Origin of the sequence: Holdemanella porci, from assembly GCF_009696075.1 — a bacterium.
Classification (GTDB): Bacteria; Bacillota_I; Bacilli_A; order Erysipelotrichales; family Erysipelotrichaceae; genus Holdemanella; species Holdemanella porci.
The window spans coordinates 1-15,529 of record NZ_VUMR01000049.1; the positions used below are offsets into that span (position 1 = coordinate 1).

At 34.2% G+C, this 15,529-nt stretch carries 14 protein-coding genes and 1 other annotated feature; of the genes, 2 read left to right on the forward strand and 12 right to left on the reverse strand.

Annotated features, from left to right (window positions below):
• Nucleotides 1-55: 55 nt before the first annotated feature.
• The 6 genes from FYJ55_RS08280 to dxr all read right to left on the reverse strand — a co-directional run bounded on the left by FYJ55_RS08280 (nucleotide 56) and on the right by dxr (nucleotide 7,770).
• Complete coding sequence (locus FYJ55_RS08280) at nucleotides 56-988, reverse strand: hypothetical protein (protein ID WP_195836703.1); 933 nt, start codon at nucleotides 986-988, stop codon at nucleotides 56-58.
• Between the two features lie 83 nt (nucleotides 989-1,071).
• On the reverse strand, nucleotides 1,072-1,254 hold the full coding sequence (locus FYJ55_RS08285; protein WP_154556431.1) for a hypothetical protein: 183 nt from the start codon (nucleotides 1,252-1,254) through the stop codon (nucleotides 1,072-1,074).
• A complete protein-coding gene (metG, locus tag FYJ55_RS08290) occupies nucleotides 1,254-3,191 on the reverse strand; it encodes a methionine--tRNA ligase (protein ID WP_154556432.1) in 1,938 nt (645 codons plus the stop codon). The genes FYJ55_RS08285 and metG overlap by 1 nt, the downstream gene beginning before the upstream one ends.
• A gap of 39 nt (nucleotides 3,192-3,230) precedes the next feature.
• Nucleotides 3,231-3,429, reverse strand: a binding site (T-box leader).
• A 40-nt stretch (nucleotides 3,430-3,469) separates the two neighbouring features.
• The gene (locus tag FYJ55_RS08295) at nucleotides 3,470-4,981 is read right to left on the reverse strand and encodes a PHP domain-containing protein (protein ID WP_229771138.1); all 1,512 of its coding nucleotides are present in this window, start codon (nucleotides 4,979-4,981) and stop codon (nucleotides 3,470-3,472) included.
• A 65-nt stretch (nucleotides 4,982-5,046) separates the two neighbouring features.
• Nucleotides 5,047-6,582 (reverse strand): hypothetical protein, encoded by a 1,536-nt coding sequence (locus FYJ55_RS08300; protein ID WP_154556434.1) that lies wholly within the window; start codon nucleotides 6,580-6,582, stop codon nucleotides 5,047-5,049.
• 51 nt (nucleotides 6,583-6,633) lie between these two features.
• Nucleotides 6,634-7,770, reverse strand: a complete 1,137-nt coding sequence (gene dxr, locus FYJ55_RS08305) for a 1-deoxy-D-xylulose-5-phosphate reductoisomerase (RefSeq protein ID WP_154556435.1) — start codon at nucleotides 7,768-7,770, stop codon at nucleotides 6,634-6,636.
• A 62-nt stretch (nucleotides 7,771-7,832) separates the two neighbouring features.
• On the opposite strand from dxr, the gene FYJ55_RS11135 reads away from it, so the two are divergent.
• A complete protein-coding gene (locus tag FYJ55_RS11135) occupies nucleotides 7,833-8,180 on the forward strand; it encodes a cyclase family protein (protein ID WP_229771139.1) in 348 nt (115 codons plus the stop codon).
• 246 nt (nucleotides 8,181-8,426) lie between these two features.
• Here the strand turns inward: FYJ55_RS11135 and FYJ55_RS08315 are convergent, their stop codons facing one another.
• The 6 genes from FYJ55_RS08315 to FYJ55_RS08340 form a co-directional block, all read right to left on the reverse strand.
• Nucleotides 8,427-9,515: a GGDEF domain-containing protein gene (locus FYJ55_RS08315; RefSeq protein WP_154556436.1), complete on the reverse strand. Its 1,089-nt coding sequence runs from the start codon at nucleotides 9,513-9,515 to the stop codon at nucleotides 8,427-8,429.
• Between the two features lie 67 nt (nucleotides 9,516-9,582).
• Nucleotides 9,583-11,997 carry a glycogen/starch/alpha-glucan phosphorylase gene (locus FYJ55_RS08320; RefSeq protein ID WP_154556437.1) on the reverse strand — a complete coding sequence of 805 codons (2,415 nt, stop codon included), beginning with the start codon at nucleotides 11,995-11,997 and terminating at the stop codon, nucleotides 9,583-9,585.
• Between the two features lie 60 nt (nucleotides 11,998-12,057).
• On the reverse strand, nucleotides 12,058-12,576 hold the full coding sequence (locus FYJ55_RS08325) for a winged helix-turn-helix domain-containing protein (protein ID WP_117570896.1): 519 nt from the start codon (nucleotides 12,574-12,576) through the stop codon (nucleotides 12,058-12,060).
• A 155-nt stretch (nucleotides 12,577-12,731) separates the two neighbouring features.
• Nucleotides 12,732-12,926: a hypothetical protein gene (locus tag FYJ55_RS08330; protein ID WP_154556438.1), complete on the reverse strand. Its 195-nt coding sequence runs from the start codon at nucleotides 12,924-12,926 to the stop codon at nucleotides 12,732-12,734.
• Nucleotides 12,908-13,219, reverse strand: coding sequence for a Type 1 glutamine amidotransferase-like domain-containing protein (locus FYJ55_RS08335; RefSeq protein ID WP_326831860.1), 312 nt, complete (start codon nucleotides 13,217-13,219; stop codon nucleotides 12,908-12,910). The genes FYJ55_RS08330 and FYJ55_RS08335 overlap by 19 nt, the downstream gene beginning before the upstream one ends.
• Before the next feature lie 303 nt (nucleotides 13,220-13,522).
• Nucleotides 13,523-14,851 (reverse strand): IS200/IS605 family accessory protein TnpB-related protein, encoded by a 1,329-nt coding sequence (locus FYJ55_RS08340; protein WP_154556440.1) that lies wholly within the window; start codon nucleotides 14,849-14,851, stop codon nucleotides 13,523-13,525.
• 465 nt (nucleotides 14,852-15,316) lie between these two features.
• On the opposite strand from FYJ55_RS08340, the gene FYJ55_RS11485 reads away from it, so the two are divergent.
• Nucleotides 15,317-15,529, forward strand: a 213-nt coding sequence (locus FYJ55_RS11485) for a transposase zinc-binding domain-containing protein (RefSeq protein ID WP_407651051.1), incomplete at its 3' end; no start/stop codon positions are given.

Below are 15,529 nucleotides of genomic sequence, written 5' to 3' on the forward strand. Positions count from 1 at the left end.
ATGCACAAGAATCTACAATATCCAGGACAGTCATGTTCAATATCTCATTCTATTTTTAATGTGATTGGTTCCTTATCAAATCAAATTCGAGATGTTTTACCTGTCCTATAAATATACTAGCATCATTGTTTCGCAATCTGTTGAAATGCATCAAAGACATCTTTTCTAAAGCTCGCATCTTATTATATTGAACGCGAAGCTTGAAATCTGAATCAATCTCATCTGAGACACTCAAAGATTCAACATTCCAGTTGTTTAATTTATATTGTATTCTGTTATGTACACCAACAGGCAGATCAGATCCATTGATTTCAAATATGCCAAGAACCTCATCTATAGGAAAATCTTTGAATCTATACGCTTCATTATAAAAACTATTATTAAGTAAAAATTGGGTGGATGTACATCTCTGAACATATGGATTAGATGAATACTGATTAACCATCTCTAAATCGAAGTCAATTTTTGTGTTGAGACAATCACCATCGAATTTTTTCTTTAATTTATGTATACGGTAATAACCTACTCTTTCAGGTATCAGACCATAAGATTCCAACTGTGATTCAATAGATACTTCAGGATATTCTTTATAGACTTTATCAATGAATTCAGAAGTGAATCGAATTCTTTTACCGAATCTTTTGAATATTCCTGAGTCAATCAAAAATTCATCATCATACCTTTCAACCATTGAATTAGGAATTCCAAATGTTTTGTTCTTTCCTCTGGTAGGACGACCATCTCTATTAAAAATGTAGTGTATAGTATTAATAATTCTCCATCCAAGCATATTACAATCAAATCCATATAATTTGAGAACTTTTCTTATTGAAACAACAGATCGAGATTTGATCCATTCATCATATAGAATACATCTAAATTCATAAGTAAATGTAAGTCTGTTTTCTCGAATATTTTTTACATATGGTGATTTAGACAATACATCTATTTCATCTTTCGTATATCGTTTAATTTGTGACATATTCATTTTAAAACAACGAAAAAAAGATACCCACGAGCGAGTATCACAACTGTCACGTTGTTGTCCTCCTTATGGGTACCATTTTATATTCACTCATCTAGTTTATCAATTACTTTTTTAATGTAGTAGGTTCTTAATAAGCCAAAGATCAAGATACAGATTCCTACAATGGAAATGGCTTTTTCTTGATACAACAAGCCAAACACAAAGACGACAACGCCAAGTCCAGCCAGCTGCAATTGTTTAAAAACAACCTTTTGTTTATCATTCATTAGCGAACAGTTACACCATTAGGCATTTCTTTTGCGACTGTGACAAATGACAAGTCTTTATCATCTGTAGCACACAAAATCATACCATATGATTCTACACCACGTAGTTTTACTGGTTTTAAGTTTGTCACTACGACAACTTGTTTTCCAATCAATTCTTCTGGCTTGTAGTGTTTCGCAATACCACTAACGATTTGACGGACTTCACCACCCAAATCAATTTGTTCAACCAATAAACGATCTGCCTTTGGATGTGGTTCACACTTCACAATCGTACCGACTTTGAATTGTAGTTTCGCAAAATCATCAATTGTAACTTCTTCTACTTTTGCTTCTTTTTTAGGCTCTTCTTTTTTAGCTGCTTCTTTTTCTTTATTAAACTCTTCCATAAATTTCTTTTCATCAATACGTGCAAACAATGGTTCACACTTTTCAACTACATGAATATCTGTTTCTAAGTTTCCAAACGATTCACAAGAATCTAAATCCGTTACTTTTGTATTTAAATATGCGAACATCTTTTCTGCAGTTTCAGGTAAGAATGAATGTAATAATACTGCTGAAATACGAATAGATTCTAATAAGTTATATAAAACAGTAGCTAAACGATCTTGTTTTGATTCATCTTTTGCGAGTACCCAAGGCATTGTTTCATCAATGTACTTGTTTGTACGACGAAGCAATGTGAATACTTCATCTAATGCATCACCAACACGAAGTTCTTCCATCTTAGCTTCTACTTTCTTCTTAGTTTCTAAAGCACAAGCTTTTAATTGTTCATCGACTGCTTCACATACATTTGGATTTGTGACTAAACCACCAAAATATTTATTTGACATCGCAATTGTACGAGATACTAAGTTTCCTAAAATGTTTGCCAAGTCTGAATTGATTCTTTCAATCACTAATTCCCAAGTAATCGTTCCATCTTGCGCAAATGGCATTTCGTGTAAACAGTAATAACGAACAGCATCTACACCAAAGTGAGCCACTAAATCTTCGGCATAAATCACATTACCTTTTGATTTAGACATTTTGTCACTTCCCGTAAGCAACCATGGATGACCGAACACTTTCTTAGGTAAAGGTAAATCCAAAGCCATTAAAATAATTGGCCAATAAATTGTGTGGAAACGCAAAATATCTTTACCAATGATGTGTGTTGCAGGCCAGTATTTGTTGAACTTCTCATCACTAACACCATTGGCATGATAGCCAAGTGTAGTGATATAGTTGCTTAATGCATCAATCCAAACGTATACAACGTGTTTTGGATCAAAGTCAACAGGAACTCCCCATGTAAATGATGTACGAGATACACAAAGATCTTGTAATCCTGGACGCAAGAAGTTATTCAGCATTTCATTCTTACGAGATTCTGGTTGAATGAAATCAGGATGATCTTCAATGTATTTAATTAAGCGATCCGCATACTTTTGCATATTAAAGAAGTAAGCTTCTTCTTTTGCCTTCTTAACTGGACGACCACAATCTGGGCAACATCCATCTACCAATTGAGATTCTGTCCAGAATGATTCACAAGGCGTACAATACCATCCTTCATATGTTCCTTTATAGATATCTCCTTGATCGTATAAGCGTTTAAAAATACTTTGTACTTCTTTTACGTGATAATCATCTGTAGTACGCACAAAATAATCATAGCTTGTATTCATTAAATCCCAGTTTGATTTAATTTGAGCAGCCACACCATCCACGAATTCTTGTGGACTTACACCTGCAGCTTTTGCCTTTTCTTCAATTTTTACACCATGCTCATCTGTACCTGTCTGAAAGAATACATCATATCCTTGTGCTCTTTTAAAACGAGCAATCGCATCCGACAAGATAATTTCATATGTATTCCCAATGTGAGGTCTACCTGATGTATACGCAATGGCCGTTGTTAAATAAAATGGTTCTTTCTTTTGTGTCATCTTTATTTCCTCCTATCATACAAATAAAAAAAGCCTTCATCCAAGGACGAAAGCTTCGTGGTACCACCTTAGTTTGTGTTTTCACACCTCGAGCTGTTAACGCCAGCATACGTCTTTACCTACCTATCGATAAAGAAGCTCCAAGACCATCTTCTTTATATATTGTACGCAGATTCACACCAAACCATCTGCTCTCTTTAGTACGCCATATAAATACTCTTCTTTTCTAAGCTTATTGACTTGTTTATTATACGCTATAAAACGTATTTTGAGCAAATTTATTTCGCAGCTTTTGTCAAAATTTTTACCAATGGTAAAGCTTTTTCAGGACAATTTGAAACACCCATATGATACTTTGGCTTAGTAGGACCATGATAATTACTACCACAAGATACGAATAATTTGCGTTTCTGAACAATCTTCAATGCAGCCGCAACCGTTTGTTCATGAATATCATTAGAGAAGCATTCCACTCCATCCATACCTAAATCCACAATTTCTCCTAAAACATCATCGGAAATATAATCTAAATGCCAGCTTGATAAAATCGCAATACCTCCAGCACTATGAATCGCATCAATTACTGCTTTCGCATCCGGATAGTTAGCCTTTACATAACAAGGTCCATTCTTACCAAATACATCGGTTTCAAAACGAGACATCGCAACACTCTCACTTTCACAACTATCAATATACTTCTTCACAAAAGGCAATAAACGTGTTCTTTCGTTATGGAACACCATCTTTGTGATTTCTGTTGGTGTAATAGTTTGGAAACGAGAATTTGAAATTAATGAATCTACATCAATACGAATGCCTGAGTAATTTTCGAATTTTTCAACACGCTCCATGGATAAATCTTTTTCACGCTTCAAAGAATTTTGTTCTAACACTTCAAACACTTCATTCGTCCAGTCAATATAATAACCTAGAATACGTACTCGCATTCTTTTATATTGTGCATCCACTTCCACGCCTGGAATATATTGAATGTTGTACAAACTTGAAAAACGAACCGCTGCCGCATTCGCTCTTGCGCAGTTGTGGTCTGTGATTGAGATAACTTCCAAGTGATTTTCTTTGGCTTGTTTGAATAATTCTTCTACATCATAATAACCATCATCACTGTAGTTTGAACGAATATGTAAATCGATTGGAGTCACAACCAACTCTTCTTTTACTAAAGCTGGTTCCACCTTTGTTTCAAAACGAATTTCCTGCTCTGGTTCATTTACAGGGACCAAACCAAAAATCAGATCAAATAGAGTTTGTTGGTTTGGAGTGATTAAGACAACAATACCATTAATGACCCACCATAAAATGACTCCTGGCACTTGAAAGAAGAACCCTAAAATCATCAAAGGAAGACCAAATCCCAATGCTTGTCGTAAGATCAAATGGATTGGCATCGCCTCTTTTTTGTTTCTACGAACCAATTTCAAATCCATAATGGCATATCCAAATGACTGCCCATTTGTTCGTGCTGTAAAAAACGCAAGTAATAATACACTAGATACAAATAACATGGCAAACATTAAGTAGAATAATAAATCAAAGAAGTGTGGTGGAATCAATCCACACATAATTAATAAAAACTCAAGAACCCATATATAAACAGGCAATAAACAAATGTTGACATCCATCAAAAACGCAAAAAAATGATTTTGGTAATCTCTTAGAATCCGTTTTAATGGAGTGGCATATTTATATCCACCTGCACGATACAATTTCGATTTTTTTTGAAAGTAAGCTAGAGTTAGATCTTTAAAATTGTATTTTTGTTGTTTCATAAAATTATAAGCCTTTCTTTCGTTATTATAACAATTTTTAAGCATGAAAAAAAGGGCCATAGCCCTTAATCTTGTTTTCTTAAACGTTTTAGTACAAATACTAATGCACCTAAAGACATCATACATAACCATGAATAAATCGTTACATTTGTATTTGTTGATGTATTTACAGGCGTATATTTTCCTGCATTCATACTAAATTTTTGTGCTTCCTGCAATAAACGCTGATACTTTTTACCAACTTTATTCATCAATTCTGCATTCACTGCATTTTTATCAGTTGCAGATAATTTTACCCAGCTAGGCATCGCAGAAAGAATCTTTTGATAATTCAAGCTGTTGGCACCTGTAAAGATATTTCCACTTGCACTCGTTAAGTATGTCTTAATGAAATTATTAGCTGCCGCACTTGTATCCTCTTGTTTGACTACTGTTTCTACTTTTGCAGCTTCCACATTCTTTGTTTCTACTGTTGGAGCCACAACTTGCGGCTGTTCTTGTACAACTGGTGTTTGCACTAATAATTCATTACTTGTTTCTACTTTTGGTGCAACCTTTTCTTCTAAAGTAACCACCTTGTATACAAAGTTTGTATTATCGTCTAAATATGCATTTAGATGTGCTAACGTTTCATCCACTTTTGCCTGTGTTGATTCATCGTTTGAAAGTACAAGACTACAATCATCCAATTCTTTCTTGAAATTATTATAAGACGCTTCTTCAAGCATATCCTTATTGGATTCTAAGACTTCACTAGCTTCCTGCACTTTTTCGTTCAATTTAGAGAAATCCGCTTTTTTAACTAAAGAAGCAGCTGCCGCATTTAAAGCAGACTGTGCCTTTTCAATGTCTTCAACAGTACTTGCACTATTTTTTAATACTTGCTTAGCTTCGTTCAAACTTGTTTCATATGCCGTATAGCTTCTATGAGTATAGCTATCCTTTACATATGTACTTGATTGATCTACGATAGCTTTTAATCCAGAAACATTGATCAATGCTTTTTTTGCATTATCCAGCTTCACTAACTCTTGTGTAAGTTGTTCTAAAGTTGAAGTTGTTGATTGAACCAAAAGGCTTGATTCGTCCATCACCGTTTTTAAAGCGGCATAGCTATTTGCAGTAAAAATTGTAGAATCTAAACTTTGTGCATCTTTTAAAGAAGTATTTAAAGCTGTTTTAGCGTTTAAAATCAATGTATTTGCCTCAGCTACAACAATTTCATATGCACTTAAAGTACATCCTTCAGCTTTTATCATACCTGCTTTTTTGTATGCATCTTCATAAGCATTTTTGATTTGATCCTGATTTTCTTTCGTCAAGACTTTGAACAATTGATCTCCTGCTAATACGAAAGAATAATTCTTTTCATCCACCTTAGTGATCAATGTATATTTTTCTACATCTTTATTTGTACTATCTTTAACAATTTCTTTTGTACTCAAATATTGTTCGATAAAATCATCTGCAGTAATTGTCTGTTGGGCTTTTTCTTCTAATTTTACTGGCTGTACTTGTTTGGCAAGCACATCCATATTTGGATTTGAAGCCACACAAACTGCTACAGCACTAGCGACACAATAAACCTTTGCTTTATTCACAACAAACCCTCCATTCCATTTCACTATTTTACTCCCAAAATATCAATTGGTCTAGTCCCAATATTCAACAACAAACTTTCGAGCCCACGCATCTGTTGTTTCTAATTGATCAATTGTAGGGTTTTCAATATATTTTGCCTGCTTACAAGCTTGTTCAATACTTTCTTCAATTTGTAAAAATGAAATCTTTTTATCTAAAAATAGCTGTACTGCCTGTTCATCCGCTCCATTAAATACGGCACCTAGATTTCCTTCTTTTTTACCAATTTCATAGGCTAGTTTCAACATTGGATAACGAACATAATCCATTTCTTTAAAGTTCAAATCCATTGTTTTTGTCATGTCCAAAGGATGATCTTCCTTTAACACCGGACGATCTGGATAACATAACGCATATTGAATTGGTAAACGCATATCGGCAGATCCAAGTTGTGCAATAATTGCGTTGTCATTGTATTCAACCATAGAATGCACGATACTTTGACGGTGTAACACCGTATCGATTTTTTCATACGGCAAATCAAATAAATAGTGTGCTTCAATCACTTCAAAGCCTTTATTAACCATTGTTGCACTATCCACTGTGATTCGTTTTCCCATGTTCCAGTTTGGATGTTTTAAAGTCTGTTCTACTGTTACATCACTTAACTCATCCCTTGTCTTATCTCTAAAACTACCGCCACTTGCCGTAATAATTAAACGCTTCACATCTTCACTACGATTTCCCTGCAAGGATTGAAAGATGGCAGAGTGTTCTGAATCGATTGGATATAGTTTGGTGTTTGTTTCCTGCAATGTCTGACGTACCAAAACACCGCCCGCAACCAAACTTTCTTTATTAGCCAATGCCACATCAATTCCTTTTTTTAAAGATGTTAAGGTTGGCTTTAATCCTCTAAATCCAACAACGGCATTCACCAACAAATCATATTCACAGTTTTCCATACATTGAACCATGGCTTCATTGCCACTATAAACAGTAACACCACTTAATTCTTTAGCCTTTGAAACATCTGAAATACCAGCTACCTGAATGGTAGGATGTTTATCAATAATTTTCTGCATTACATCCACTTGATGTCCAGCCGCAATACCAACTAGACAAAATTGGTCTGGATGTTGTTCAATCACATCCACTGTTTGTAAACCGATAGAGCCTGTAGCTCCTAATAATAATATTCTTTTCATAATTCATCACCTGTACCTATCATTTTAACACAATACAGATAAAAGATGTGGTTAAATCGTAATTGGAGGTAAATTATGAAATCATTGATTTAACACATACTATTTCGGAAGATATGCGCGTCTTTTCGGGTAGTGAAGCACCAAAATTAACCACAAAAAGCACCTACGAAAAGGATGGTTTTAAAGAAACACTCCTTCAAATGTATTCTCATGTACAAACACACATGGATCCACCGACTCATATTTTTGCGAAACGAAGAAACTTTAGATCAATTTTCCCCGAACAATTCTTCGGCAAAGCTCTTGTCGTTGATTGTAGGGATTTAAAAGAAGGACAAGCCATCACAATCGATAAAATCAATATAGATAAAGCCAAGTTGGCTGATTTTCTTCTCTTCAATCTTGGTTGAGACAAACGTTGGAATTTAGATACCTATTTTAATGATTACCCGTGCATAGATGACACAGTATTAGAATTCATTCTAAATTGTAATTTCAAAGGCATTGGCTTTGACGTAATGGGATTAGACCCCCTGCGTGATGAAAATCTGACACGACACAAAGCGTTATTTAAAGATACAGATATTGTGAACTAAAATTGAAAACTGTGATGGCTTTCCTATTCGAGCGATTGCTTGGTATGAATAAAGACCGGATCACCGGTCTTTCAATTTTTTCTTTTCATAATATAATTGTTTATCAGCTTCAATAAACCAATCATTCCATTTATGTATATCTTTATGATATGGTGCACATCCAATACTCACATCTAGGTCAAAGGGAAAAGATAGTTTTCTTATGTACGCATGAATTCTTTGGCACAAACCTTCTACATCATTTCCTTTATACACAATCACAAATTCATCCCCACCATAGCGAGCAATAAAATCACTTTTTTCAATACAAGATTCTTTTAAACAGTTCGCAATGGCCTTTAATGCTAAATCCCCTTGCGTATGTCCATACTCGTCGTTGATTTTCTTAAATCTATTCACGTCCAGCACTAACAAGTACATATTTAAATCTTGACTTCTTACACACTCAAATAAATGCTGTTCCATACGATTACGGTTATTTAATTGTGTTAATGGATCAATAGAAATCATTTGTTCTTCCAAACTAATATATACAATAAGGATACTAAGACTAGTTCCTACACAAAAAACAGGAATGTCACGAAAAAAATCTTGCATTGTGCCAATCAACAATAGTGACCCCATATAAATGCCTAAAATTTGATTCGATTTCTTTTGTTGATAATTCTTTGCCTTACAGCTATACACATAAGCTTGATAGGCTCCAACCATAAAATAGAGATCGTTTATAAATACATACAAAATATAGAGTGGTCCTTCTTGAAAATTTCCATATGAATCGATTTGAAATAAACATCCATTCAATGTATTTACAAGTAGAAGGACAACGCTTGCGAACACAGGAATCATTGCGAATAACGTTTGCGATTTTTTTACATAATGAACTTCAAGCATTGTTTGGATGTAATTAAACCAAGAAAGTGTGCATAGCGAAAAGAACAGGAAGCACATTTCATTTAGAAACAGGTCCTGACCATTTGTCGTCATTCGTACTAAATCTGTTTGAAAATATAATATATGTACAAGGACAACTGCCAAAAAGCTAACTTTTTGACTGTTTTTCATCATGGAATGATAGGTTTTAAAACCTAGAATCAACATGATAGCAACACATATATAGTAGATTTCCGCAAAAAGAATTTCATTCATAAAACCATTTTATCATGAAAAAAAGATCATATCACCTTTATTCGGTAAATATGATCTGTTTTTTTAATTAGTCTTCAAATGACAATGGTTTTAAATCCCAAATTTCTTTAGCGTATTCGCTAATTGTACGATCACTAGAGAAATATCCTGATTTGGCAATATTTACTAACATTGTCTTAGCCCAGCGACTCTTGTCCATGTAACGAGCTTGTACTTTTTCTTGTGCATATATATATGCATCAAAGTCAGCTAATACGAAGAATTCATCGTTACGCATCATTAAGTCGTTGTTGATCAACTTAAATTCGTTTGGATCATTTGACCATGTACAATTTTTAAGTGAATCTATTACCATACGGATATTGTAGCTTGAATTGTATAGGTTCCATGCGTTGTATGAGTTTTCATGACGAAGTTCATTGATGTCTTCTACATGTAAACCAAAGATTTCTGCATTTTCGTATCCAACACGCTCAACGATTTCTACGTTAGCTCCATCAAGTGTACCAAGAGTAATTGCACCATTCATCATATATTTCATGTTTCCTGTACCACTTGCTTCTTTACCAGCAGTAGAAATCTGTTCAGAAACATCTGCCGCATTCAATAAGATTTCAGCAATGGATACAGAGTAGTTAGGAATGAAGACAACCTTCATGTATTTAGAAATTTCTGGGTCATTATTAACAACATTGGCAACCATGTTAATCAATTTAATAATTTCCTTCGCTAAATCATAACTTGCTGCTGCTTTTGCAGAGTAGAAGAATGTACGAGGGTAAATTCTAAATGAAGGATCCTGTTTCATTCTTAAGTATAAATACATAACGTGGAAGATATTTAATAATTGACGTTTGTATGCGTGAAGACGTTTAGCTTGGCAGTCAAAGATTGAATTTACATCAATATCAATACCTAAGTTTTCTTTTACATAGGCAGCCAAAATCTTTTTACGCTCTAATTTCACATCCATGAATTTAGCTTGTAAAGCCTCATCTTCAACGTGTGCCATTAAATCTTCTAATTTTTCTGGATTTGTCTTGAACTCATCTCCAATTGTATCTTCTAACAACTGAGTCAATTGAGGGTTTGAGAACAATAACCATCTACGGTGAGTAATACCATTTGTCTTATTGTTGAATTTATCTGGATAAATTGTCACAAAATCTTTGAATACATCATTTACTAAGATTTCAGAGTGAAGTTTCGCAACACCGTTTACACTGTGTGAACCAACAACAGCCAAGTTAGCCATGTGAACTTGTCCTTCTTTTAAGATTGAAACATTGTTGAAGATTCCACATAATCCTCTGTGATCTACGTCATATTTGAAGCGACGGTTGATTTCTTCAATGATCATATATAGACGTGGCAACAATGAACGAACCATGTCTTGAGGCCATTTTTCAAGTGCTTCTGCCATAACTGTGTGGTTTGTATACGCAACAGTCTTTGTCACGATATTCCAAGCATCATCCCATTCATAGAAGTAATCATCTAGTAATACACGCATTAATTCAGGAATAACTAATACAGGGTGTGTATCATTTAACTGAATCGCAACTTTATCACCTAAATTATCTAAGCTTGGGTATACACGTAAGTGTGTACGAATAATTTGATCAATTCCAGCACAAACAAAGAAATATTCTTGTGTTAAACGCAAACGTTTTCCTTCGATTGTTGAATCATCAGGATATACATTTGCTGTAATAGCTGTTACTTGATTCAAATATTCATTTAATCCACCTGAGTTTACAGAATCTTCATCAACTTCTGCATCCCATAAGCGAAGTGTATTTGTGGTTGTTGTATGATATCCAACGATTGGTTCATCATAAGGTACAGCACGTACGACAAATTCTGGATGATGTTGAGCATAAAATTTTCCATATCCATCCATGTATCCATCTACGTAACCACCAAATTTAACTTTTACGGCATGTTGAGGTTTCCATACTTCCCAAACATTACCATTCTTTAACCAGCAGTCTGGCAATTCAACTTGTTGGTTGTTTTCAATTTTTTGTTTGAACAAACCGTAACGGTATCGAATACAGTTACCATGTCCTGGCAAATCAAGAGATGCTAATGAATCCATGAAACATGCGGCAAGTCTTCCTAAACCACCATTTCCTAATCCTGCATCACTTTCAATGTTTTCCATTTCATTGATGTCCATACCTAAATCTTTTAAACCATCTTTAACAACATCATAGATGTTTAGGTTCATTAGGTTACTAGTCATTAAACGACCCATCAAGAATTCCATAGAAAAATAATAAAGCTGTTTTGATTCTGTTTTCTTGATCGCATTTTTTGTTTCTCTCCAATGCTCTCCAGCAAAATCACGAATCATGTTACCTAGGACATTATATCTCTCTTCAGGATACGTATCTTCAAAATCACGTCCATAGGCATCAGAAACAGCTTCTTTAAAGCTTTCCTTAAAACTATCTTTAGACTCAAATAGATGTGGCATAATCTAAATCTCCTTCCAACACTTTTACATTATACCTTTATTTCAAGCCATTTTTCAACTTTATCCCACTTTAAAAACATCAAAATCCCAAAAATAGCCAACAGTTTTATGGGTTTTGATGTATTCATCACCCAAAAGGCGACGAATTGAAGCGATATGAACCGTTAAAGTGTTATCCAATATTTCGTGATGATACGCCTGTTCCAAGTAAAAAACCAGCGCCGATCTAGATACAGTTTTGTGAGGAACGTCCATCAGTGTTGAAATAATTGTAAAACTTGCCTTAGGAATAAAGATTTTTTCTTTACCCTTTTGGATAATGTTAGAATCCATATCAATCAATAGATTCCCCGTTCTATATAACCCCTTTTTCTTTCGAACATTTTCAATGGACATTGAAATCAAACCGTTGCTGTAATTTCTCACTTCATCATTCACTTTTAAATTTTGGCATAACATAGCTGGTGTTTTGTAGTAAACCTGCCCGTTCTCTTCAATGCGATCCACAGGATATCCATTATCGACTAACTCTTCGAGCAGTTCTAAATCGACCTCTGTAATCAACTTACAAAACTTCATATGTATACTTATCTCCTTTAGCTAACCATTTCACATTTGGCTCGTATCAATAGTATCCCATATCTATGTGAATTTAACATTAAAAACTAACTTTTTGTTAATTTGTGCAAATTTTCAATTAATTTGTGCAAACGCATAGTATCTTTTAATGATTTTTACTCAAATTTCTCTATTTTACCGAAACATTTAATGCTTGAATCAATAATCATTCCACCCTCTTCATAGATGCCATACACAGGAATTTGTTTCTCTGATTTTTCCTTTTCAATACTTTGCAGCTGTACTTTACTCCTTCTAAAATGAGGTTCAATCGCAAAGCCAGATAAACAATCTAAACCTGTCTGATACAAAAATTCTGGATAATCTCATCCGGACTTATGTGATAAGAGTCAAGCTGAATCATGGCTCCTGCACTATATCCAATCATAATTCCCTTATAATTTTTAATTAATTTCTTTAATTTCTTTTCTTTAATTCGCTTCATCATTAAATCAGGAGCTCCACCTGTCAACATCAAAATGGAACTATTTAAAATCTTTTCCTTCATTTCATCCATCGAATCTTTAAAGTAATTGACCCATACTATTTGTTCCTTACCGATTCCATACTTGTAGAATACATCTTGATTAGAGCGATACCATATCCCTTGTCCAGGCGCATATTGTTTATTCCAATCAGACTCATTTTTAGTATCACAAGAAAAGACTTTTTCAGCGAAAAAGTCACACGTCTAAATGACGTGCCCGGTTCGTTTCCAGTCGTCCGGTAACATTTCAATATCCACTCCATCTTTCTGAATCATTCGGTATCCCGATCCATTCAGTCTTTATCGATGAAGCTTTTATTGTATGCTTTATTTATAAATACTTCAGAATTTCATCCATGATCTATGTACCTATCATCCAGTAAGATATCATAAACTTCTGGTTCTGATTATTTATCTTATTTAATCCACAAATCCCATGCCTCTTCGATTGATCACATAGGCTGCACAATAATGTACACTCAGTCCTTTGATCTTTGTATACTTTTCTTTTCCAATCTTACTCGTATTTTTTGGATCTACTTTGATTACATCCACTTCATTTATCAAACATTTTCTTTCCACTTTTTCTAGTATCTTTTTATACGCAAAACTCGATAATGCTTCATTTTGTTTTTTAGGGCGATAAAGCATCCTTGTCTTCAACTGCTTGAAATTCAAGTCTTCCACTACCAGACTCTTCTTCTTGGATTTACATTGTTCCATGATTTCAATGGCCAGCTGATACAGTTCTTCATTTCGTTTATTCTTTGTATTCTCTTTATGGATTGGATACTTTTTAATTAGTACGATATTTCCATCCATATTGGTTTCACATAGTGCTATATGGTCCACATTGATATCGATTCCTACAGCTCCATACAATGTATTAGTCTTTGGAAGATTCATATGTTTTTCAAATATAGCTTTCACAATAAAGTATTCACCATAATCCATCAACTCATAGGCTACTGCCTTATCCGGTGAATTGTGTTTTTCATTGACTCTTGCGTATAGTTCGTCCTTGTACTTATGAAACTGTACCTTGAATGCAATGTCTTTCTGCGTGCTTCGATAGGTCAGCATATCATTATTCACATTTAATTTGAAAAGGTTGTTTGAATACTTGCCCTGTCTTCTTCCTGGAATCAGCATTCTTCTGGCTCTTTTAAAACGATAGGTTTCTAAATCACCATTTTTCAAGTTCTTTTTACCGCCAAAACATACAGAAGGCATCTTTCTTTTAAGCTTGAACTCATTTCGATTTCTTCTGAATTTTAGATTACGAATGATGCTCTTCAATCTTTTGATATTTGGATCCAATACCTGCACCTCATAAAGATAGTCTTCTTCTGTATATTTCTTTTTCTTGGATCTGTTGATCAGTTTCTCTTTTTTCTTTAAAGCCTTCTTCAATTGATTTTCCTTCTTTTTGATTTTTTTGTTTATCTTTTTAAGACGAGTCTTGATCAAATCACGATCTTCCTTTTCTCTGCATTTAAGACTTTTCACCAAGGCCTTGGCCTCATAAATGGCAGACAAAGGAAAATAATCACTTGTACCATAGAAGGACTTGATCATTCTTTGATCCGTTTCTGAATAGGTAACGCCCTTATAGGCACGATCAAAACAGATTTTGAATGCCTTATGAAGCATGCAGTTATACAGTTCAAGATCCTTTTTAATGATAGATTCTGCTTCTGGTTCCAGATCTTTATAATAGATTCTTTGTGACATTGAAAACACCTTCATAAGACAAGTCCTCCTGTTCTATCCTTCTCTATTATACTATATTCAAAACAGATTTAACAGATAGATTTGAGACTTTCAGATTTATTTTATTTGTATTATTATATCATCAATGTGTATATGTGATATTTTGCTGTATTCTCACATGTTCACTTTAAATTCACATTGAAACTGCATTTTATTCAATTTAGAATCATTTCATTCTATACTTAAATTATAGACACTACTTATCATTTAAACATTCCAGTTGAAACTCTGTCTCTTTTAGATTGTGATGTTAGAAATTTTGATTTCAATCATCCTATTAAAAACATCTTCTTCGATAATATGGAATACATTCGAAAACTAGATGCTTCCGATAAAGCTTGTCCTTGCATCTTAGACAATGTAGAACGTTCATTACTTTGCCACACATGTTATCTTGGCTTTGACCAGTTTGAATGTACCGATTGTGACAACTAGAATATTATTCCACACTCATGTCATTCCAGGTTCTGTAATGCCTGTGGTGTTAAATATGCCAAACAGCTTGCAGCCAAAGCAACTTCTTTTTATCTTGACTGCCCTCATAGACACATTGTATTTACTATTCCCGAAGAACTTAGAAACTGGTTAAGACAGGATCGTACTCGACTCAATCTATTGTTTGTTGCTTCAAGAAACACCATTTCCATTCTCACC